Origin of the sequence: Halobaculum limi (assembly GCF_029490015.1) — an archaeon.
In the GTDB taxonomy this organism is placed as follows: Archaea; Halobacteriota; Halobacteria; order Halobacteriales; family Haloferacaceae; genus Halobaculum; species Halobaculum limi.
Genome location: NZ_CP120468.1, coordinates 577,346 through 597,737, shown reverse-complemented (window position 1 = coordinate 597,737; position 20,392 = coordinate 577,346). Strand labels below are relative to the sequence as shown.

At 65.6% G+C, this 20,392-nt stretch carries 21 protein-coding genes; 12 read left to right on the top strand and 9 right to left on the bottom strand.

The window, feature by feature from the left end; all coding sequences use genetic code 11:
- Positions 1–36 precede the first annotated feature (36 nt).
- Positions 37–729, bottom strand: coding sequence for a class I SAM-dependent methyltransferase (locus P0D77_RS03015; protein ID WP_277554695.1), 693 nt, complete (start codon positions 727–729; stop codon positions 37–39).
- Between the two features lie 124 nt (positions 730–853).
- Here P0D77_RS03015 and P0D77_RS03010 point away from each other — a divergent pair, with 124 nt between their 5' ends.
- On the top strand, positions 854–1,282 hold the full coding sequence (locus P0D77_RS03010) for a hypothetical protein (RefSeq protein WP_277554694.1): 429 nt from the start codon (positions 854–856) through the stop codon (positions 1,280–1,282).
- Positions 1,283–1,339: 57 nt separating this feature from the next.
- On the opposite strand, the gene P0D77_RS03005 is transcribed toward P0D77_RS03010, so the two are convergent.
- From P0D77_RS03005 to P0D77_RS02995, 3 genes are all read right to left on the bottom strand, one after another.
- Positions 1,340–2,446: an NADH:flavin oxidoreductase gene (locus P0D77_RS03005; protein ID WP_277554693.1), complete on the bottom strand. Its 1,107-nt coding sequence runs from the start codon at positions 2,444–2,446 to the stop codon at positions 1,340–1,342.
- A gap of 211 nt (positions 2,447–2,657) precedes the next feature.
- Complete coding sequence (locus P0D77_RS03000) at positions 2,658–3,002, bottom strand: hypothetical protein (protein ID WP_277554692.1); 345 nt, start codon at positions 3,000–3,002, stop codon at positions 2,658–2,660.
- A gap of 82 nt (positions 3,003–3,084) precedes the next feature.
- The gene (locus P0D77_RS02995; RefSeq protein WP_277554690.1) at positions 3,085–4,746 is read right to left on the bottom strand and encodes a DNA-directed DNA polymerase II small subunit; all 1,662 of its coding nucleotides are present in this window, start codon (positions 4,744–4,746) and stop codon (positions 3,085–3,087) included.
- Positions 4,747–4,889: 143 nt separating this feature from the next.
- On the opposite strand from P0D77_RS02995, the gene P0D77_RS02990 reads away from it, so the two are divergent.
- Positions 4,890–5,642, top strand: coding sequence for a S26 family signal peptidase (locus P0D77_RS02990; protein WP_277554688.1), 753 nt, complete (start codon positions 4,890–4,892; stop codon positions 5,640–5,642).
- 257 nt (positions 5,643–5,899) lie between these two features.
- On the opposite strand, the gene P0D77_RS02985 is transcribed toward P0D77_RS02990, so the two are convergent.
- Positions 5,900–7,510 carry a Cdc6/Cdc18 family protein gene (locus P0D77_RS02985; RefSeq protein WP_277554687.1) on the bottom strand — a complete coding sequence of 537 codons (1,611 nt, stop codon included), beginning with the start codon at positions 7,508–7,510 and terminating at the stop codon, positions 5,900–5,902.
- A gap of 1,169 nt (positions 7,511–8,679) precedes the next feature.
- Between P0D77_RS02985 and P0D77_RS02980 the strand changes: the two genes are divergently transcribed.
- The 6 genes from P0D77_RS02980 (at position 8,680) to P0D77_RS02960 (ending at position 13,108) form a co-directional block, all read left to right on the top strand.
- A complete protein-coding gene (locus tag P0D77_RS02980) occupies positions 8,680–9,321 on the top strand; it encodes an Era-like GTP-binding protein (RefSeq protein ID WP_277554686.1) in 642 nt (213 codons plus the stop codon).
- Positions 9,321–9,716 (top strand): DUF2073 domain-containing protein, encoded by a 396-nt coding sequence (locus P0D77_RS02975; RefSeq protein WP_277554684.1) that lies wholly within the window; start codon positions 9,321–9,323, stop codon positions 9,714–9,716. The genes P0D77_RS02980 and P0D77_RS02975 overlap by 1 nt, the downstream gene beginning before the upstream one ends.
- 3 nt (positions 9,717–9,719) lie before the next feature.
- Positions 9,720–10,367, top strand: a complete 648-nt coding sequence (locus P0D77_RS02970; protein WP_277554682.1) for an OapC/ArvC family zinc-ribbon domain-containing protein — start codon at positions 9,720–9,722, stop codon at positions 10,365–10,367.
- Positions 10,368–10,604: 237 nt separating this feature from the next.
- Complete coding sequence (locus P0D77_RS02965) at positions 10,605–12,116, top strand: MATE family efflux transporter (protein ID WP_277554681.1); 1,512 nt, start codon at positions 10,605–10,607, stop codon at positions 12,114–12,116.
- Positions 12,117–12,229: 113 nt separating this feature from the next.
- On the top strand, positions 12,230–12,319 hold the full coding sequence (locus P0D77_RS17685) for a hypothetical protein (protein WP_425600880.1): 90 nt from the start codon (positions 12,230–12,232) through the stop codon (positions 12,317–12,319).
- Positions 12,320–13,108 (top strand): DUF7089 family protein, encoded by a 789-nt coding sequence (locus P0D77_RS02960; RefSeq protein WP_277554679.1) that lies wholly within the window; start codon positions 12,320–12,322, stop codon positions 13,106–13,108.
- Positions 13,109–13,130: 22 nt separating this feature from the next.
- Here the strand turns inward: P0D77_RS02960 and P0D77_RS02955 are convergent, their stop codons facing one another.
- Together P0D77_RS02955 and P0D77_RS02950 are read right to left on the bottom strand one after the other, a co-directional pair.
- Positions 13,131–13,718, bottom strand: coding sequence for a DUF7090 family protein (locus tag P0D77_RS02955; RefSeq protein ID WP_277554678.1), 588 nt, complete (start codon positions 13,716–13,718; stop codon positions 13,131–13,133).
- A 112-nt stretch (positions 13,719–13,830) separates the two neighbouring features.
- A complete protein-coding gene (locus tag P0D77_RS02950; protein ID WP_277554676.1) occupies positions 13,831–15,012 on the bottom strand; it encodes an aspartate kinase in 1,182 nt (393 codons plus the stop codon).
- A gap of 189 nt (positions 15,013–15,201) precedes the next feature.
- Between P0D77_RS02950 and P0D77_RS02945 the strand changes: the two genes are divergently transcribed.
- Entirely contained in the window at positions 15,202–15,642 is a 441-nt protein-coding gene (locus P0D77_RS02945; protein WP_277554675.1) for a DUF2391 family protein, read from the top strand.
- A 52-nt stretch (positions 15,643–15,694) separates the two neighbouring features.
- Here the strand turns inward: P0D77_RS02945 and P0D77_RS02940 are convergent, their stop codons facing one another.
- Positions 15,695–16,387 carry a metallophosphoesterase family protein gene (locus P0D77_RS02940; protein WP_277554673.1) on the bottom strand — a complete coding sequence of 231 codons (693 nt, stop codon included), beginning with the start codon at positions 16,385–16,387 and terminating at the stop codon, positions 15,695–15,697.
- Between the two features lie 81 nt (positions 16,388–16,468).
- Complete coding sequence (locus P0D77_RS02935) at positions 16,469–17,050, bottom strand: IMP cyclohydrolase (protein WP_277554672.1); 582 nt, start codon at positions 17,048–17,050, stop codon at positions 16,469–16,471.
- Positions 17,051–17,182: 132 nt separating this feature from the next.
- Here P0D77_RS02935 and P0D77_RS02930 point away from each other — a divergent pair, with 132 nt between their 5' ends.
- From P0D77_RS02930 to P0D77_RS02920, 3 genes are read left to right on the top strand one after another with little or no spacing between them, the layout of a single operon-like run.
- Positions 17,183–18,373 carry a COG1361 family protein gene (locus tag P0D77_RS02930; protein ID WP_277554671.1) on the top strand — a complete coding sequence of 397 codons (1,191 nt, stop codon included), beginning with the start codon at positions 17,183–17,185 and terminating at the stop codon, positions 18,371–18,373.
- Positions 18,373–19,182, top strand: a complete 810-nt coding sequence (locus P0D77_RS02925) for an ABC transporter ATP-binding protein (protein ID WP_277554669.1) — start codon at positions 18,373–18,375, stop codon at positions 19,180–19,182. Before P0D77_RS02930 ends, P0D77_RS02925 begins: the two co-directional genes overlap by 1 nt.
- On the top strand, positions 19,179–20,360 hold the full coding sequence (locus P0D77_RS02920; RefSeq protein WP_277554668.1) for an ABC transporter permease: 1,182 nt from the start codon (positions 19,179–19,181) through the stop codon (positions 20,358–20,360). Before P0D77_RS02925 ends, P0D77_RS02920 begins: the two co-directional genes overlap by 4 nt.
- The last annotated feature ends 32 nt before the right edge of the window (positions 20,361–20,392 follow it).

The window sequence follows — 20,392 nt, the reverse complement described above, 5'->3', positions numbered from 1 at the left end:
CGGCGACTCCTTCTCTCCCGCCTCGTTCCCGCTGTTCTACGGCGCGACGCCGACGGTGAGCAGCGTCCCGAGGTAGCGGTAGCGTTCGACCATCGCCTCGCGGGTCTCCCAGTTCTCCGTCGGGAACTCGTCGGCGTCGGGAATCTCGATTTCCCGGTCCGCGACGTTGTCCTGTTCAGCGACGTAGAGGCCGGCCTCGCGGAACGCCGCGCGGTACTCCGCGGCGTCCCACCGCGTCATATCGACGGCGATGTTGTCCTGCCACTCGTGGCTGGCGACGTTCTCCTCGTAGTAGTTGACCGCGCAGTAGAACGTCCCGCCCGGCTTCAGCACCCGTCGAATCTCTCGAAGCGTCTCGACGGGGTCGGCGCTGTAGTAGAAGGCCTCCATCGAGAACGCGTGGTCGAGCGAGTCGTCGTCGAAGGGGAGAGAGCCGAAGTCACCGATGACGAAGCCAAGGTCCGCGGCAGGATCGGCCTCGCGGGTGTACTCGCGGGCGTTGTGCGCCATCTCCGGTGCGCCGTCGAGACCGTACCCGCGCGTCATCCCCGTGTTCTCCGCGAGTGCGCGGAGGGCGTAGCCCGATCCAGTACCCAGATCCAAGACGGCGTCGCCGTCCTCGACGGGCATCCGCGCGAGGACGTGTTTCGCGGTGTGCCAGTGTCGCTCTTCCATACCCTTGTCCCGCCCGTCGGCGGCCCAGGCGTCGAACTCGTCGCGAACGCTCATACGCGTCGGTTCGCGGCCGCCGGGAAATACCCCGCCGGTGTCGGGCGAGGACGAGCGACGAAGCCGGCCTCACCGACACGACGCCGGGGTGAGGGTTTAGGACGAAGGGGGCCGAAGAGCGCGTATGCACGTCCGGGACGCGGTCGAAGCGGATGCCGACGCCCTCGCGGCCATCGCCGACGCCCCCTCCGACGCGATGCGAGGACTCGTCCACGACCGAACGGTTCGCGTCGCCGTCGAAGAGGAGGCTGCGACCGATCCGAACGAGGATCTGGACGCCGACCCCGACGACCTCCTCGGGTTCGTAAGCTTCGACGTCCGCGGCGACACCGTCCACGTCACGCAGTTCGGCGGCACTCGTGCGGCCGCAGAGCGCCTCCTCGAAGAGCCGTTGCGCTTCGCGGCGACCGAAGGAATGGCGGCCGAACTGCTCGTGATGGAAGACGAAGACGACCTCAAACAGGCAGCCGAGTCTGCAGGATTCACAGAGGCGGGCACCGGCCCGCGGTTCGAACGCAGGGCGACGACGCGCTATCGTGTCGAGGAACCGTAGCCGCGCCGACGGTCGCTGACGGTCGCCAGAGCCGATCGCTGGAATCGGTCGTCCGAGTCAGTCGTCGCTCGGGACCTCGGCGTCGCTGAGGGAGGCGTCGGGAGCGAACACGACGCTCGGGTCGAGGTCGTCCAACGCCTCGTCTGCGGCGACCCGATTCGGCCAGTCGTGATTGGCGAGCGCACCGGTCCCGAGCGTGATCAGGTCTGCACCGTCGGCTAGCGCGGCACGGGCATTCTTGGGGTCGCCGAGGCTCCCGTTGGCGATTACCGCGGCGTCGTCGCCCGCGTAGTCGACGGCCAACTCCGCGAGTGAGCGGTCGGTGTCGGGCACCTCGGGTGCAGTCGCGTCACCACCGGTGACGTGGACGTAGTCGGCACCGGCCTCGGCCAGCGCCGTGAACAACGCCTCGGCAGTCGCCTCGCCGTCGGGCCAGACTCGCTCCTCGTCGACGACGGCGCCCTGGGAGGCGCGCACGCCGACGACGAACTCCGCGGGCGTCGCCTCGTCGATGGCGGCCGTCACTTCCGCTGGGAAGCGGGCGCGGTTCTCTGGGGAGCCGCCGTACTCGTCGTCCCGGTCGTTCACCGTCGGGTCGACGAACTCGTGGAGGAGGTAGCCGTTGGCGGCGTGGACCTCGATGCCGTCGAAGCCGGCGTCGACCGCACGCTCGGCGGCGTCGACGAACCCTCGACGCACGTCCTCGAGGTCCGCGGCGTCGAGGCTAGTGGCTTCGGGGAACGGTCCGGACCCGCCGTACAGTTCCGACTGCTCACCCGGCGGTTGGTGGTCTGACGGCGCGACCGGGTCGAAGTCGTAGCGGTTGCCCTGTGCCTGCGCACCGGCGTGCATCAACTGGGCGAAGATCGCACTCCCCTCGTCGTGGACGGCGTCGACCACCTGCTCCCACGCTTCGGCCTGTTCGTCGGTGGCGAGGCCGGGTTGGTTGTCGTACCCCTGGCTGTGGGTCGCGTCCGGGTGAACGCCCTCGGTGACGAGGAACGAGAAGCCACCACGCGCGAAGGAGGCATAGTACCGAGCCATCCGCTCGGTCGCATGGCCCTCGTCGGTGGCGCTCGTGCGCGTCATCGGCGCGAGACCAACGCGGTTGTCCAGTGTGTGCCCGTTCAGGTCGAACGCCGCAAACAGCGGGTCGTCGGTCATCGCCGTCACGTACCGCGGTGCGACACATAAGCGGCCGGCGGGAGTGCGCGGAGCAGTACACAACACGTGTGCTACCACCCGGCGTGGACGGCGTCGCTGGTGCGCTCCTCACTCCGCGAACGAGTCAGGCTCTGGTCCCTGCCGAACCGCCGTCGTCTCCCCCGTCTCCACTTGCCACCAGTTCGCGTAGCCTTCCTCGCCATCGTCGTCATCAGAACGCAGAGCGTTCTGATTGGCGCACGAGAGCTTCGCTCTCGGGCACGTCGTGATACAGCGTCACGTCGAAGCGACACTCCAGTCCGTCGCAGCCGACGGCGACCGCGGTGACGTTGGCCTCGCGAAGATCCAAGCCCTCGCCTGCACCGTCGGGTCCAGTCGAAGCGGTACCGTCGTCCGAGGAATCGGTCATCGACGCTGCCGAGCGCTCGGTTGCCGTGTCGGTATCGTCGTCCGTCGCCGGCGACGACGGTCCGGTACCGGTACACCCCGCACTCGCGGCGACGACGGCCGCGACGACCGACGTGCAGTACCGACGGCGTGTGGTCGTGGAGGGCATCGCTTCGGGTGCAACGACGCGTCGAAGCGACAAGTAGGTTCAGCCGAGCACCGAGAACACCGGAGCGTGCGTACGCGAGCAGTCAGACGAACTTCCGGACGGTCATATCGAGCGTGTCCAGATCCAGGATGGGGGCGTAGCCAGCGTCGGGGTCGATGTTGACGGACTTCTGGAAGTCGGTCTGCGCCTGCCAGCACCCGGAGTTGACCGCGAGGACGTTGTGGTACTTCCCCCAGCCGAGTTTGTGGACGTGGCCGGTGTGGAACACGTCGGGTACCTCGTCGATGACGAGGTAGTCGCGTTCCTCGGGTGCAACGCGGGTGCGACCGCCGAACTGCGGGGCGACGTGGCGCTTCTTGAGCAACTGGTACATCGCCTTGTGGGGTTCGTCGTAACTCGCTTTTTCTGCGGGCAGTTCGGCGATCACTTCGTCCAGCGAGACGCCGTGGTACATCAGGACGGACACGCCCTCGACGTCGACCATCGCGGGGTTGCTCACGATCTGCGGGTCGTGCGCGCTCATAATCTCGCGGAGTTCTTCGTCGAAGCCCGGTTGTGGCTCCGCGAGGCGAACCGCGTCGTGGTTGCCGGGGATCATCACGATCTCCATATCCCCGGGCACCTCCTTCAGGTGTTCCGCAAACGTCTCATACTGGTCGTAGATGTCGATGATGTCGAGTTCCTCGTCTTGGTTCGGGTAGACGCCGACGCCCTCGACCATGTCGCCCGCGATGAGGAGGTACTCCACTGTCTCGGCCTCCTCGGTGTGCAGCCAGTCTGCGAACCGCGACCACGCGTCCGCGAGGAACTCCTGAGAGCCGACGTGCACGTCCGAGATGAGCGCCGCCTGCACGTGGCGGTCGGCGGTGCTCGGGCGGTACGTCCGCGGCACGTCCGGGAAGTGGATGGCGTCGACGAAGACGATGCCCGCGTCGTCCGCGAGCGTCCCCGAGATGGCGATACACTCGTCGAGGAGGAGTTCATCGACCAGGTCCGCGATGTCGCGGTCTTTCATCACCAGACAGGGGAACGTCCCCGTGGTGTCCTCCAACTCGATGAGCCAGTGGCCGGAGGCGGTCGAGCGGATGTCGTTGACGAGGCCGATAGTCTCCACGTCCGCGCCGCCACCCATCGCCTCGATGGAGTCGGCCGGGCGGTGGTTCACGCGCCCGCGAAGTTGCCCTGACAACCGCTCGTACCGGTCGCGGAACACGCCGACGAACTCGTCGTACGCGCCGGTCCCAGTCGACTGGCCGGTCATATCGTTGGCGACGGCAGGCGGCGTCGGCGACCGACTCCCGATCGTCGACCCCCCCGTTTCGACTGGAACCCCTCCGGTATCGGGTGGTGACTTCCCTGGCTCAGTTCCAGTCGAAATGGAGGGGTCTGCGGCCGTCGACGCGGCGGAATCGTGAGCTGTGGACTCGCTCGCGTCGGCGGTGTCGACGGGGTCAGTAGCGCCGGCGGAGTCGGGAGTGTTGGTGGGAGTCGTTCCCACGTCGCTCGCGGCGGACGAGGTGGCGTCGTCAACGCCCGCGGGGTCGGGGACGGGGTCGCGGTCTTGGGCCGTACGGACGTGGTCGACCGTGATGACGAGTGCGTCGTCGGGTGCGACCTCGACGGCCTCCTGTAAGAGGAGTTCGGGCGCGTCGGACTCGGCGATGAGGGTGACGGCCTCTCGTTGGGCGTTGTACCCGAGGCGGGTCAGCGCCTGCACGACTCGAGAGGACGTCTCTAAGGGCACGAACCGAGGTGGGCCTGCGGTGGGCAAAAGGGTAGCGGACGGCGCTGGCGTGTCGGAAGGTGGACGGGCACGCCGCCGTTTGCCGGCGCCACGTAACCCCGCTAACAGAAGGTTCAACACCGCACGCCGGATGTGGGTTGGTAATGAGCGACGACGGGCGGTCCCCGCGACCCGACGACCCGCTGTCACGCTTCCTCCACGCGGAGACGGGTCCGCTGATGGTGCTTCGTGAGGTGCTGTCGTCGGCGGCCGCGGTCGCGTTGGTCGGTCTCCTCTTGTTCGCCGTCTCCGGCGTGTGGCCACCGATGGTCGCCGTCGAGTCCGGCAGTATGGAACCACACATGGAGCGTGGTGACCTCGTGTTCATCACGCAACCCGACCGCTTCGCTCCCGACGCTGCCTACGGCGACACGGGCATCGTCACCTTCGAGACCGGACAAGCGGAGGGCTACTCGACGTTCGGGATGGCTGGGTCGGTCATCGTGTATCGCCCGCCCGGAGAGGGTGGGCCACCGATCATCCACCGGGCGCAACTGCACGTCGAAGAGGGGGAGAACTGGGTCGACCGCGCGAACCCCGACTATCTCCCCGCGCAGTCGTGCGACCGCGTCCCTGCCTGCCCAGCACCCTACGCCGGGTTCATCACGAAAGGCGACGCCAACTCTCAGTACGACCAGGTGAGCGGCATCGCACCCGTCGTGAAGACCGAATGGGTCCACGGCGCCGCCCGCGTCCGGGTGCCGTATCTCGGCTACGTCCGACTCATCTTCTCCGAGTCGGTGTTGGCCCAAGAGACGCCAGCGGCGAACGACCTCGCGACCGCAGAGCGCCCCCGCCAGGCGTCACCACCGACTGTCACACCCCGTGGGGGAGCGCTGACACCTGCGACGACGTGAACGCGAGCAACGAGGAACGGTGAGGGGTGGATTCGACAAGTGTGTTCCCTCTGCCGCCACGACAGCGATACACGCTGCAATAGCACCGATGAACACCGACGCGGATTCGATAGTGACCGACACACCATCATTTCGAGTGGAGTGGTCAGTCAACGAAATTTCTACGACGTGAAACAGGTCGTAGAGTCGAAGCAAAGGGGTGTGGGTGAGAGAGTGTCACCAGAGAATGGAGTCCCCCGCGCGGAGAGTGTAGTGGCTCAGTTGTCGAAGCGGGCCTGCACGAACGGCTGAACGTCGTCGATGTCGCCGAGACGCGAGTCCGACAGGAGGACAGCTTCGGTCTCGTCGATGGGAACCGAGAGGCTGATCTCTTTCGTCCGACCGTACCGCCCCTTGGAGACGACGACGGCGTTGACGATGCCGAGCATGTCGAGTTCGGAGATGAGGTCCGTCACCCGACGTTGGGTGAGGACGTCGGCGTCGATCTCCTCACAGAGCCGTTTGTAGATGTTGAACACCTCGCCGGTGTTGACGTTGTGGACGCCGTTCTGTTCGAGCAGGATGATCGAGAAGAGGACGATCTTCGACTGCGTCGGGAGGGTGCGGACGACCTCGACGACGCGGTCGAGTTCGATCTTGTCCTGCGCCTGCCTGACGTGTGCTTCTTCGACGAGGTCTGCTTGGGACCGTTCGGCGAGTTCGCCCGCAGTTCGAAGCAAGTCGAGTGCACGGCGGGCGTCGCCGTGTTCCTGGGCGGCGAACGCCGCACACAGCGGAATGACGTCCTCGGTGAGCGCTTCGCCTTTGAACGCGATATCGGAGCGGTGCTGGAGGATGTCGCGAAGTTGGTTGGCGTCGTACGGTGGGAAGACGATCTCTTCCTCGCCGAGACTGGATTTGACGCGGGGGTCGAGGAAGTCGGTGAACTTCAGGTCGTTCGAGATCCCCATAATCGAGATGCGGGAGTTGTCGAGTTCGGAGTTCATCCGCGAGAGGTTGTAGAGGGTGTCGTCGCCGGACTTCTCGACGAGTTTGTCGATCTCGTCGAGCATAATCACGACGACGCGTTCGTGGTAGTCGACCGCGTCGAAAAAGGAGGTGTACACGCGGTCGGTCGGCCACCCAGTCATCGGCACCTCTTCCATCTCCTCGCGGTCGTCCTCCAGTTCGGCGATTCGCTCGTCGAGGTCGGCCACAGACTCGAACTCGACTCCGGTGAGCGCTCCGGCCCCGTCGGTCGCCTTCGAGCGGAGGTCACGGAGGTCGTCGAGGCGGTCGTCGATGAGCACCTGGTTCTTCTCGATGAACTTGTTCGCCAGTTGCGCGAGCACGCGATACTGCGTGTCGGTCACTTCGCAGTTGATGTACTCGACCTCACACGGCACGTCGTACTTCTGACTCGTCGACTCCAACTCTTGGGAGACGAACTTCGCAGAGGCCGTCTTCCCGGTCCCGGTCTTCCCGTAGATGAGGATGTTGGATGGCGTCTCCCCACGGAGCGCGGATACGAGGATGGTCGCCATCTTGTTGATCTGGTCTTTCCGGTGCGGGAGTTCGTGCGGCGTGTACGACGGACGGAGGACCTCCTTGTTCTCGAATATCGGTTCACCCGACATGAGGTCGTCGAACAGGCCGGTACTGGCCTCGTCGTCGTCGTCGCCGAGGACCTCGTCGACGTCGAGGTCGACGTCGGTCCGCGACCGCGACTCCGACCCGAACTCGAAGGCCGACTCCGCTTCCTCGCGGGAACGCGACTCGGAATCCGTCTCTGCGGTGTCTGGACGCCCTGCCGGACCGTCGGCTGACGCTGCTCGTTCGTCGTGTGCTTCCTTGTCCGGACCGTCTCCCGTGTCGTCTTCCCGTGTCATTCGGTCGTGTTACCCCTTCGTTTCGACTGGAATCCAGCGGGCCCATCCGTCGAATCGAGACGCGTCACCCTGGATACGATGGGGTTCGCGTTGATGAACGTACCCGCCGATGTCCAGATGATGCAAACGAAACGGATGGATAGGTCGGTCAAAAGCGTTACTGTTCGCTCGAACTCCGACGACCAGATCGGCTGGCCGAATTCGACCAGCGACGGTGACCAACAGTTGGCCGTTGAGCAGCACGCGGTCGATGAATGAGTATCGGTGACACACCGTAGGATGCCGGTTCGTGAGATAATCACATTCGTGTGTACTAGCCTCATGCTAAGAGAAGTCGTTGAGATATCGGAGACGGCCCAGTTGTAGCGGGGGTCGGATAGGCGTCTCGGGACAGCCAGTTCGTCGATGGCGTAACCGATTTCGACTAGAAAAGAGGGGATGGTGGCGGCAGAGTGTTCCTCGTCAGCCCCCGCCTTGTACCGACATCTCGACCCCCCCACCCCTTCGTTTCTGGTGGAACTCTACAGACGAGGGGGTGGGGGAGGGGTGCGTCTAGACCTCGGCATCTTTATTACATAGCAAACACAACAATATCCGCACCGCTAGCAAATAGATTAATTTAGGGAGTGGTGGACTAGATATCTATCGTCGATTCCTCGGCCCACCCCTCACTCGTGAGCAGTTCCAGTCGAAACGAAGGGGTGGGGGTGGTCCGGACTCGACGGAACTCCCACTCTCCGACCCAGTTCGAGTCAATTCACCGACGAGATCGATCGTGGTGAAGTCCACGACCCGAGTCACCGATGTCGCTATCCGACCGGTACCGCGGGCAACCGTTGGTACCTAGTTTCATAAATCGTTGTGCGGCGTGAGAACGGTGATGATCACGGCCGAGTTCAAGCGGTGGCGGCCATCCCCAGGGATGACAGTCGTGGCTGATTTATGATGTGGAATGTTGAGCCGTTCCCAACTGTAGCCAACCTCTTGCCATCGTGTCAGCTATGTTTATACCCGTTATTTCACAGTAACGCCTCCCATCGTTTCTAGTCGAAAACCGTGAGACGGCAGCGAGAAGGCCTAACGTAACCCGTCTGACGTAGTGCTTAAGTATCGCGGATGGTTTGGGCTGATAACGCCCTCCACACGAACGGAGGGGGATGGAGGCCAGGATGGGTCTGCTCACCAATCTCAGGGACAGCATCACACGGGTCACGGATCGGCTCTTCGCCGATGACGAACCCAAACGGATCGGTATCTACGGGCCGCCGAACGCGGGGAAGACGACGCTCGCGAATCGTATCGCTCGCGACTGGACCGGCGACGCCGTCGGGCCGGAGAGTCACATTCCACACGAGACCCGGCGCGCACGTAGAAAGGAGAACGTCACTATCGAACGCAACGGGAAGACCGTCACCATCGACATCGTCGACACGCCCGGTGTAACGACGAAGGTCGACTACAAGGAGTTCCTCGACCACGATATGGAGAAAGACGACGCCGTCAAGCGGTCGCGTGAGGCGACCGAAGGCGTCGCGGAGGCGATGCACTGGCTCCGCGAGGACGTCGACGGCGTCATCTACGTCCTCGACTCGTCGACGGACCCGTTCACGCAGGTCAACACGATGCTCATCGGGATCATCGAGAGCCAGGACCTGCCGGTCCTCATCTTCGCGAACAAGACGGACCTCGACGACTCCGACGTGAAACGTATCGCCGACGCGTTCCCGCAACACGAGACGGTACCGCTGTCGGCGCTCGAGGGGAACAATATGGAAGAAGTGTACGAGAAGATCGCGGAGTACTTCGGATAATGCCCGAAGCGACCACACCCGACGACGCAGACGACGGGGTCAGACTCGACCTGATCAGCGGCGCTCGGATGGAAGGGCTCACCTCGATGGAGAAGATCCGCCTCATCCTCGACAGCGTCCGCGACGGCGACATCGTCGTCCTCGAAGCGGGACTCTCACCGGAGGAGGAGTCGAAACTCATCGAGGTCACGATGACCGAGATCAGCCCTGACGACTTCTCGGGCATCGAGATCGAGACGTACCCCTCGACGCACCAGCCGAACCAGGGCCTGATGGGCCGCCTCCTCGGGAAAGAGGAGCCGGCGAACAAGCTCACCGTGATCGGCCCAGCCAACCAGATCGAGACGCTGCACAAAGACGAGGACTTGATCAGCGCACTCGTCTCCCGGAGGTAACAGATGCCTCACCAGTGTACCAACTGCGGGCAGACGTTCGGTGACGGCTCGAAAGAGATGCTCTCGGGGTGTCCTGGCTGTGGCGGCAACAAGTTCCAATACCGCCCCGCGGATGCCGTCGACGACGCGGACGTGACGTCTGAGGCCGACGCGACGCCCGAAACCAGTGCGACACCAGAAGTCGACGCACCGAGTCGCGGCACCGCCGCCGACGCGGACACGACCCCGTCGACGCAGACGAAATCCACGCAAGCGACGACCGCAACGGATGCCGGAGACGCCGGTACCGGGCCGGCTCCGACCCACCCGTCGGCCGACGCGGAGGACGGCGCACAGGCAAGTGCCCGGACCGACGTGGTCTCGGAGGAGGAACTCGCGGCCGCGGCGGAGTCGGACGCTACAGAACCGACGGCTGCCGACGCCGCGGTCGCGGAGTCGTCTGTGGAGTCGGACGGCTCCGAGACGGTCGACCCCAACCTCGACGCCCTGCGGCAGAAACTCAACGACCAGTTCGAGTCCATCCGCATCGTCAGCCCCGGGCAGTACGAACTCAACCTGATGGAGTTGTACGACCGCGAGGAGTACATCATCTCGCTGCGCGAGGACGGCCGCTACGTCATCGAGATGCCGGAAGGCTGGGACGACCGCTGACCGCCAGCGCGACGCGGACTCCCCTTCGACGGTACCCCGATCGTCCCGATCGTACTCGGGGGAGCCGCACACGCTGAGTAGTGCGTCTCCCCACCCACAGACCGCCATCCATCCTCTCGACGTGCATCCACCAGCGGTCGCGCACCCGGGTACCGCTCGTCGTGTAGGCACCCATTTCCACCCGAAACCACCCGGTTTCGATACGCCCTTACTCTCGGCGTTACCAGTCGGCGACGAATGCTGTCTTCGCTGCGCGAGCGCGCCCAGGCGGCCCTCTCTGTGTTTCCCAGCCTCCTCGCGTCGCTCGGTCTGCTCGACCAGAAGAAGGGCGAGGAGGCGTTTGACCTAGCCGTTCCCGTGATGGTGACCGGCGGTCTGCGGACGCTCCTTCGCGTTGCGGACTTCCTGATGGTCGGGACGTACGCCGGCGGCGCGGCCATCGCCGCACTCGAGTTCGGCTTCCAGTACTACTTCATCCCGTTCGGCCTCGCGCTCGCACTCACCTCTGGAACCATCAGCGTCGTCTCTCGGTTGCAAGGGGCCGACGACCCCGCGGAGGCCAACTTCGCGATCAAGCAGTCACTGTGGATCGCACTCGCACTCGCAATTCCGATCACCGTCTTCACGCACCTCTACAGCGAGGCGCTCGTCGGCGTCCTCACGAACGATCCGCGAACCATCGAGTTGGGCGGGGCGTACCTCCGCGTCGTGATGTACTCCGTCGCCTTCCGCTTCTGGTCGATGATCGCCGCCCGCGCGCTGGCAGGCTCGGGCGACACGCGCACGCCGATGTACGTCCGTCTCCTCACCCTCCCGACCAACGTCGGTCTCAACGCCGCGCTCATCTTCGGCCTCGGCCCGTTCCCCGAACTGGGCGTCGTCGGCGCGGCGTGGGGGACGTTCGCTGCGACGACGCTCGCGGGCGTCGTCTTCGCGTGGGCGCTGTTGTCGGGTCGCTACTCGGTTCGACTCCCGATCCGGGGCAAGCAGTGGGACACCGACATCGCCCGCGAACTCGTCCGCGTGAGCCTCCCGCTCGCGGGCACGCGCCTATCGCGGACGTTCGGTCGCTTTCCGTTCCTGTTCATCCTCGGCGTCCTCGGCACCGATGTCGTCGCCGCCTACGCCATCGGCCGTCGCGTGATGTTGCTCGCGCTGATGCCGGCGTGGGGGTACTCAACGGCCGCCTCGACGCTCGTCGGGCAGGCGCTCGGTGCTGGTGAGGAGGAGGAGGCCGACGAGTACGGCTGGCAGGCACTTCGACTGGCGCTGGCCACGCAACTGCTCATCGGTGCAGTCATCGTCGTCGCTGCGCGTCCGCTGGCGGCGGCGTTCGGATCGGAGAGCCTCGATCTGACGGTGACGTTCATCCGCGTGTTCGGCCTCGGCGTCGCTGGCTTCGCCGTCGCGCGGACGATGCGCGGGGGGCTTCGCGGCGCGGGCGACACTCGCTGGCCGCTGTACGGCGGCCTCCTCGGCACGTACGCCGTCCGCCTCCCGCTGGCGGTACTCGCGTTGCCCGCGGGCTACGCGGTGACGGTGCTGTCGGGGCCGCTGGCGTCGACGCTCGGTCTCGAGTCCGTCACCGTCTCGCTCCCGGGGATGGGACTGGGACTGGTTGCGGTGTACGCCGCCATCGTCGCGGACCTGTATGCGCGGGCGGTCGTCAACCTCGCTCGCTACTACAGTGACGCGTGGAAGCGCGTCGCCCGCGAGTCCGACGTGGGTGCTGCCGCGGACGCCGATTGAGCGGACCGAACAGCCTCACAGATCGAGCGGGCCCAACAGTCTGGCCGACGGAGTCGGTCTCGTCGCCGTGGTGGATTGAAGCCTTTATGCACCGCGCCATACCACGTCGGAATATGAGCAAGGCGACGAAGATCGTGCTTGGTACCGTCGGCGTCTCGGCCGTCCTCGCGGTCGGGATCATCCTCGTTCTCGCGTTCGGATAGATGGCCGGCTTCGAGCGCCGTTCGCTCGGGTCGTCCGTCGATGCCGCCCGCGAGGCGTACGCCTCCGACTGCGTCGTCCTCGACGCAGCGGCCGACTTCGAGACGCTTCCACCCGAAGCCGCGGAGGAACTCGGCCTCGTAGTCGACTCGCTCGACCCCGCGGCGTATCCGACTGAGTGGCTTCCAGAGAACGCCCCGGCGCAACTGCGACGCTACGCAGGCAGCGACTTCACTATCGGGATGCCCGGCGACGGCACCGTCGTCTGGACGCGACAGACCGTCCCGCCGACCGTGTTGGTGAAGAAACGGTCCGAGGGGACGCCAGCGGACTTCCTCGAGTTTCTGCTCGGGGAGGCGTTCGTCGAACTGTCGCTGGACGTGCCCGAACACTTCCTGCCGTTCTTCGGGGAGTCGTATCGCGAACTCGACGCCGCGACGCCGCTGGGCCCCAACGAGACGTACCAACTCGCGGCGGCGCTGTTCGACGCGTGGGTCGGACTCCAGACGCGCGAGGTGTTCCGCGACTGGGAGGCGGACCACCCCGACCTCTACGCCGCGTGGGTGGACGCGGGCGAACGACTCACCGGCCGCCTCGACGGCTTGTCTGGTGAGGTCGCACGCGGCGACCTCTCGTTTACCGCGGCGACAGAGTACGCCTGCGCTGCCGTGAAACACGACCTCCATCTGCCCGCGCCGTTCTCGGCGCTAGATACCGGGGCGTATCGCGACCACGGCCCCGACTACGCGGTTCGCTGGGCAGCGAAGACGTTCGAGAAACTGGCCGAGTGACGGGGCCGCCGCGGCCCGATCCTCACTCTTCGGGCAGTTCGACCGTCACTTCACCGTCGTCGGTGAGGTCGATCACCACGTCGAACAGGTCACGGAACCGTTCGAGGACGGCCGCGTCGTGTACTTCGTGAGAGAGGTGGAACAGACCGACCGCCTCGTGTTCGTCTAGGAGGTCGAGAATCTCGATGGTGGCGTCGTATACGCCGTCGACGTCGGCGTAGTACGCCAGTTCGGTGAGCGAGTCGATACTGACGCGACGCTTGCCGGCGTGTGAGCCGAGGAACGACTCGATCTGTGAGACGACGCCGTCGAGGTCGTCGGGCGAGGAGACGTAGTGGAAGTGGTCGGCGCTCCGGCGCGAGTAGCCTCGTTCGACGGAGATGGTGTCCAGAATCTCCGCACGCGACTCGTCGACATCGTAGTGCTCGAGTTTCTGTTCGACCTCGCGAGCGGTCGTCCGTGTGGAGACCACGAGGAAGTTGTCGGTGTCGGCCTTCAGGAAGTCCGTGTCGATGCGGTCGGTCTCGCCGATACTCGGGTGAAGTAGGAGTACCCCGGTCCCGCCGGGAATCGTCGTCTCGGTGTCGCCGACGGCGAGCGTGTAGTCCATACCTCTGACTCCGTCTGCGGCGACTTAAATTCAGTTGGGAAATTAGAGGGTCACCCGTCGCGCCCGGGCGAACGCGTTCGGTCGCGGTCGGCGTCGAGTTCGGTGTCGACCCTCAGAACTCGTCTTGCACGATTTTGAGCACTTCCTCGCGGTCGTCCCACGAAACGAAGATGGCGACGGAGGTGGCCGAGGTGATGATGTCGTGGACGTTGATGCCTGCGTCGGCGATGGGGCCGACGATGTCGGAGATGACGCCCGGTCGGTTCGGGAGTTCTCCGCCCATCACGCGCACGACGGCGTAATCGCCCTCGACGCTGACCGACGACAGCGACCCGTCACCGACGACGACTTCGTCGTGGAGGGCTGCCTCCGCGCGTTCAGAGATGTCGACGTCGACGTAGAACGTCACCGAGTCCATCCCGGAGGCGACGGCGTCGATGTTGATGCTCTCGCCGCGAAGTGACTGCGAGAGGTCCGCGAGAATGCCCGGCCGATTCCGGATTGCTCGCCCTGCGACAGTGATGCACGCCAACGGATCCTCGCGCATATCGATGAGGTTCTCGAAACTCCCCTCGATTCGGGTGCCACCGCCGAGCAAGTCGCCGTGCTGGTAGTGGACGACACGAACGTTGAGGCCCTCGTCTTTGTACACGAGCGCCGACGGTGCGATCACCTCCGCGCCGCGGAACGAGAGGTTCCGCAGTTCGTCGACGGTGATGGAGGCGACGTTGCGTGCACCCTCGACGACGTGGGGGTCGCCGGTCATCACGCCCTCGACGTCGGTGACGATGACCACTTCGTCGGCGTCCATGTACTTCCCGAGCATCACGGCGGTCGTGTCGGAGCCACCGCGCCCGAGCGTCGTCACTTCACCGTCGAGCGTCTCCGCGAGAAAGCCCGTGATGACCGGAACCGTGTTGTCCATCTCCGCCGCCAGTGCCGCCGCGCGTTCTTTCGTCGCCTCGACGTTGACCTCGCCGGCCTCGTTGGCGACGACCGGCCAGTCCTCGCGTCCGGGTTCGAGGAAAAGGGCGTTGACGCCGCGGGCGGCGAGCGCGGCCTTGAGCATCCGCACGGAAGTTCGCTCGCCCATCGAGACGATCTCTGCGCGGTCTTTGTCGTCGACGTCGAACGTAATCTCGTCGAGGAGGTCGTCGGTCGTCGACCCCATCGCGCTGGCGACGACGGCGATTTCGTGGCCCGCGTCGACGGCCGCGGCGATGGAGTCGGCGGCGCGTTCGACGCGTTCGCCGGACCCGAGCGAGGTTCCGCCGAACTTGGCGACGACGCGCATCTACGCCGCCACCCCGGAGACAGACGGTCGACGATTCACGGATACGTGGTGATTCATGCCGCCGGGTAGCACGGGTTCGCGTTTAATCCTGTCCTCTGTCGCAAGGGTCGCCGCCGGCCGTCGCCCTTGGTCGAATTACCACCCGGCGGTCGCGGGGAGTTTTTCACTTGGGAGGGTGAGTGGGCGGGTATGGTCGGACGGAGTCGGCGGTTCGCCCTCGCGGACACCGCCCAACAAATCGTCGGTGGCTTCCTCTTAGCCGGGCCGTTCGTCGTCACCGACGAGGTGTGGGGGCTCGCCGTCGGAATGGAGTGGTACCAGGCGGTGACGACCGCTGTCATCGTCTTCCTCGTTGGCTACGGTGCGCTGTACAAGGCCGACGACGACCGCGACCCGGACCGCGAGGCCGAGGTCGGCGGCATCCCGCTCCGGTTCGTCTCGCTCATCGCCGTCTCGTATCTCTCGGTGTTGATCCTCGCGCTGTCGTTCGACGCACCCGCGACGCTCATCCCGAACCACGTCGAGGGACCGATCTCCTTCCGTGATCAGGTGTACATCACGCTGAAGGCGATGAGCGTCGGCGCTGTCTTCTCGGTCATCGGGGCGGCGACGGCCGACTCCATCTACTGAGCGGTCACCGGTCGCCGGTCGCCGCTCGTCGCCTCGTCGTCTCCTCGCGCCCTCACTTTCCGTCGTACAGCCGACTCCCGATCCGCTCGGGCAACCCGGCCTCCTCGACCGCGTCGGCGACGGCGTCGATGTCGTACTCGACGCGCCGTTGCTCGACCGTTCGCTCCGCCACGTCGAGGACCGCGTACGCCGCCCGCGGGTCGCCGTCGCGGGGTTGGCCCACGCTCCCGGGATTGCAGACGACGCCTTCTGGAAACACCTCGTACCCCTGTACGTGCGTGTGCCCGAGGATCAGCGCGTCCAGTTCCCCGGCATCGACGCCGAGGCGGTCCGCGGCCACGTCGAGCAGGTCGCCCGAGAAGTCGTCGGGGTAGGTGTAGCGGTCGGGGTCTGCGGGGTGGCCGTGGACGACCGCGACCCGCCCGTCGGCGACGGTTCGCCGGTCGGGGAGCGATGCGAGCCACTCGATAGCGTCGTCGTCGAGTCGCTCGCGGGCGTACTCGACGCCGGCGCTCGCCATCTGGTTGAATCGGAACGCCGTCCCCGTCGCCACCGCGCGGTCGTGGTTGCCCATCACCGTCGGCACGCCGCAGTCACGCACGCGTTCGAGACACGCTGCTGGCCACGGATTGTACCCGACCACGTCGCCGGCACACACGAGCCCGTCGACCGGCGGCATATCGTCGAGGACCGCGTCGAGAGCGATACGGTTGCCGTGGACGTCCGAGACGACGCCGAGTCGCATACCCTCGCCTACGGAGCGATGTGTGTTACCTCCGGCGACGGAGAGCGGTGATTCGGGGACCGCTCGCGAGGACGCGGCTACCTACTCCTCGCCGTTCTCGATGCCGAAACTCACTGCCTCCTCGCCGACGTGGACGCCGGCGGCACAGACGGCGTGTTCGTAGTCGAGGCCGTAGACGGTTCTCGCTGCAGCGACGGCAGTTCGAGGTTCGAACTCGAACGCCCGCGGGTCGTCCTCCTCGTACGTGGCGACGATGTGTGGTTCGTCGACCTCCCGAACGACTAGCGCGTCCCGTCTGACGATGCCGATGTAGCCCGCGTCCTCCTCGACGACGCCCGCGACGCGGGGCGTGTCGTAGTCGTCTTTCTCGTAGTCCATCGCGTGCAACGCCTCCACGAGAGCGTCGCGAGCGGGGTACCCACGGTCGTACTTCTCTGCGATCGGGTCGACGTGCGACCCGTTGCCGACGACGACGCCCTCGCCGGCGGTTCGAGCGCAGTTGTACGAGACGTACGGGTTGTCCGTCTCCTCTGCGTCGGCCGTGGGCACGACCGTCAGCGTGTCGTCACCGCGGCGAGTCACCTGGCGGTTTGGGAACGACCGCGAGGAGACGCGGTATGCACCTACTTTCGGGCCGACAACGACGAAGCGTCCGATGTACATACACGAGTGTGTATACGCGGCCGACAAGTAGGTGTTGATGTATGCACGGTCGGGTGTATTTCGTGTGTGATCGAATTGTTGAACGGTCGTTCAGAATATTTATCGGAGAGCCATACGTGAGTCCGGCAGACTGTGCAACCTCCCCGCTCATCCACCCTCGCGATGTGTGTCGTCCTCGTCGTCGCAAGCGTCGCCGGCGTCGCTGCGCCCGCGGCCGCCGACACGTTCGTGACGATGTCGACCGACGTATCGACGGACGATCCTGTCCCTGATGAACCGTTCACCATCACGACGACGTTGCGCAACGACGATGACAGCGACGACTCCTACCGCATCACCGACCTGTCGGTCGCTGAGGTGTCCAGTCGCTCCTACGATGATGACGAGGAACTCGCGGCCCTTGATGTCTCAGACGGTCTCGCACCTGGCACGCAGCGAGCGTACGAGTTCAACGTCTCGCTGGAAGACACCGGCGAGCAAACGGTGTACGTCCACGCGGCACTCCTTGGCCCGCAGGGTGACCGTAAGTACGTCGTCCAGCCAGTGACCGTCGACGTTCGCCAGCCGAACCCACAACTGGAGCTTGACGTGACCGACGCCGTCGTCGGCGCGGAGCGAACGGTGAACGTGACGGTCGCGAATGGGCTCTCGGGGTCGATCAGCCAGCTTGACGTTCGTGTCTCCTCGGCTGCCGACGGCCTCGCGTTCCGAACCAAGAGCCGCGTTCGCGCGACACTCGGCGGCAGCGAGACGGCCGTGTTTTCGTTCCCGGTGCAAGCAGATGAGGCCGGACAGTTCCCCGTCACCGTCGAGTTATCATACACCGATGACGGGAACCGCCGGACGGTCACGCGGACGTTCGACGCCGACTTCACCGAGCCACAGAACCCCGGTCGGATCCGGCTCACCGGCGTCAGCGTGACGCGCGGCCCCGGCGGTGTGTTGCAGGTGGCTGGAACCGCAGCTAACGTCGGTGGCACGGACGTGCAAAGCGTTGTAGTGAGCGTCGCCGACGCCGATGGCGTCACGCCCGCCGACCCACAACCCGACTACTTCGTCGGTGAGATCGAGGGCAGCGACTTCGCCTCGTTCGACCTCAACGCCGAACTCTCCGGTGATCGCACTACCGTCCCCGTCCGCGTCGAGTACGTTATTGACGGCGTTGAGCAATCATTCACGACCGACGTACGCGTCTCACCGTCGGTGCTGTCGACGCCGACGCCGACACCGCAGACCGGCCCGCTCGGAGGAATCCCGCTCGTTCCGACTGCACTCGGTCTCCTCGTGGTCGCCCTCGGGGCCGCACTCGTGTTGCGCCGGTGATGTCCGGACGTAGGTTCCGAACCGACGGCGGCGAGCAACCGTTCGGAGAAGCCGTCGGCGAGGCTGCCGCCGCTGGCGACGCAGACACGGATGCGAACGCCGACACACCGACCGCCGCCGTCGACCCGGTCATCCAGGGTCGCGACGTGGTGAAAGAGTACGTCACCGGCGGCGAGACGGTGCGGGCGCTGCGCGGCATCGACTTCCGGGTCGACCCCGGCGAGTTCGTCGCCATCGTCGGCCCCTCGGGGTCGGGCAAGTCGACGCTGCTCAATATGCTGGGCCTCCTCGACGTGCCCACCAGCGGCGTCGTCGAGTTGGACGGCGTCGACGTTGAGACGTTTGACGACGCTGAACGTACCCGTCGTCGAAAGAAGACCATCGGCTTCGTCTTCCAGAGTTTCCACCTCATCCCGACGCTGACTGCTGTGGAGAACGTCGAAGTCCCTCGACTGCTCGACCGGACGCCGAAGCGGACGCGGGAGACAGCGGCCGACCTCCTCGACCGGATGGGGCTGGGCGACCGCCTCGACCACTACCCCGACGAACTCTCCGGTGGGCAGAAACAACGGGTTGCCATCGCCCGGTCGCTCGTGAACGAACCGCGACTCCTGCTTGCGGACGAACCGACGGGCAACCTCGACCGCGAGACGGGTGACCAGATTCTCGCGGAATTCGACGCCATCACGGATGAAGGCGTAGCCGTCGTCACCGTCACCCACGACGACTACGTCGCGCAGTTCGCAGACCGCGTCGTCAACCTCATCGACGGTACCGTCCGAGAGGACGCGGAGGCAGTCACCGGATGAATCCGCTTGACCGCCTGTGGGGACTGTTCCCTGCGATGTTGATGGCGCGGCGCAACGTCTCGCGTGCGCGAACACGGTCGATCCTCGCGGTCGCGGCCATCGTCATCGGCGTCGTCGCCATCGGCGCTATCGGCGCGGGCGGCGTCGCGTTCAAGGAGTCGCAACTGGACACGCTCGGCACCATCGGCGCCGACGTCCAGGTGTTCGCGGGCGAGGACAACGAGAACGGCTACCTCACCGAGTCCGACGTCGGGACCATCGACCGGGTGAGCGGCACGGCAGAGATCGTACCGTTGCGACAGGAGAACGCCGAGGTCCTCGACGACGGCGCGGCGGCGGGCAGCGCCACACTCTACGGCGTCGACGACCCTGGAGGACTCTACGAGGTCCGCGAGGGGTCGATTCCCGCAAACTGGCGCAATGGCCTGCTCGTCGGCTCAACGCTGGCCGACCGGTACGACCTCCGCCCGGGGTCGAAAGTGACGCTTCGGCGCACCAGCGTCGAGGACGGACAGGTGCAGACGACGACCGAGTCCTACCGCGTGAAGGCGATACTCGCCCAGGAGGGGCAAGCCGCCATCGCCAACCCGAACGACGCGTTCGTGTTGCCGCCCAGCGAGTTCGACGGTGACCGCTACGCGCAGGTGATCGTCCGCTCAGAGGATGCGACCGTCGCCAACGAAACGGCGATGAGCATCAAGCGCACGTTCAACGGCCGCCGACAGATCGTCGGGGTGTTCGAACGCGGCGACGTGGCCGAGCAGATCGACGAGGCGTTCCGCCTCATCAACCTCTTCCTCGTCGGCATCGGGGCCATCTCACTGGTCGTCGCCGGTGTCTCCATCGCGAACGTGATGCTGATGGCAGCTATCGAGCGTCGTGAAGAGATCGGCGTCCTCCGAGCGGTGGGCTACGAAAAATCCGATATCGTCCGGATTATGCTCGCGGAGGCGGCGTTACTCGGCATCGGTGGGTCGCTGTTGGGCGGAGCGCTCGCGCTCGGTGTCGTCGCGATCATCAATGACGCACTCCTCGGTGCGGCGTTCGGATTCTCGTGGGAGGGACTGCAGTACGTCGTCGGCGGGATGGCGTTCGGCATCATCGCGAGTATCCTCGCGGGTATCTACCCCGCGTGGGCAGCGGCCCGAAAACGACCCGTGGAGGCGCTTCGTGGGTGATTCGACCGTGAGTCGGGTCTCTCGTATGGGTC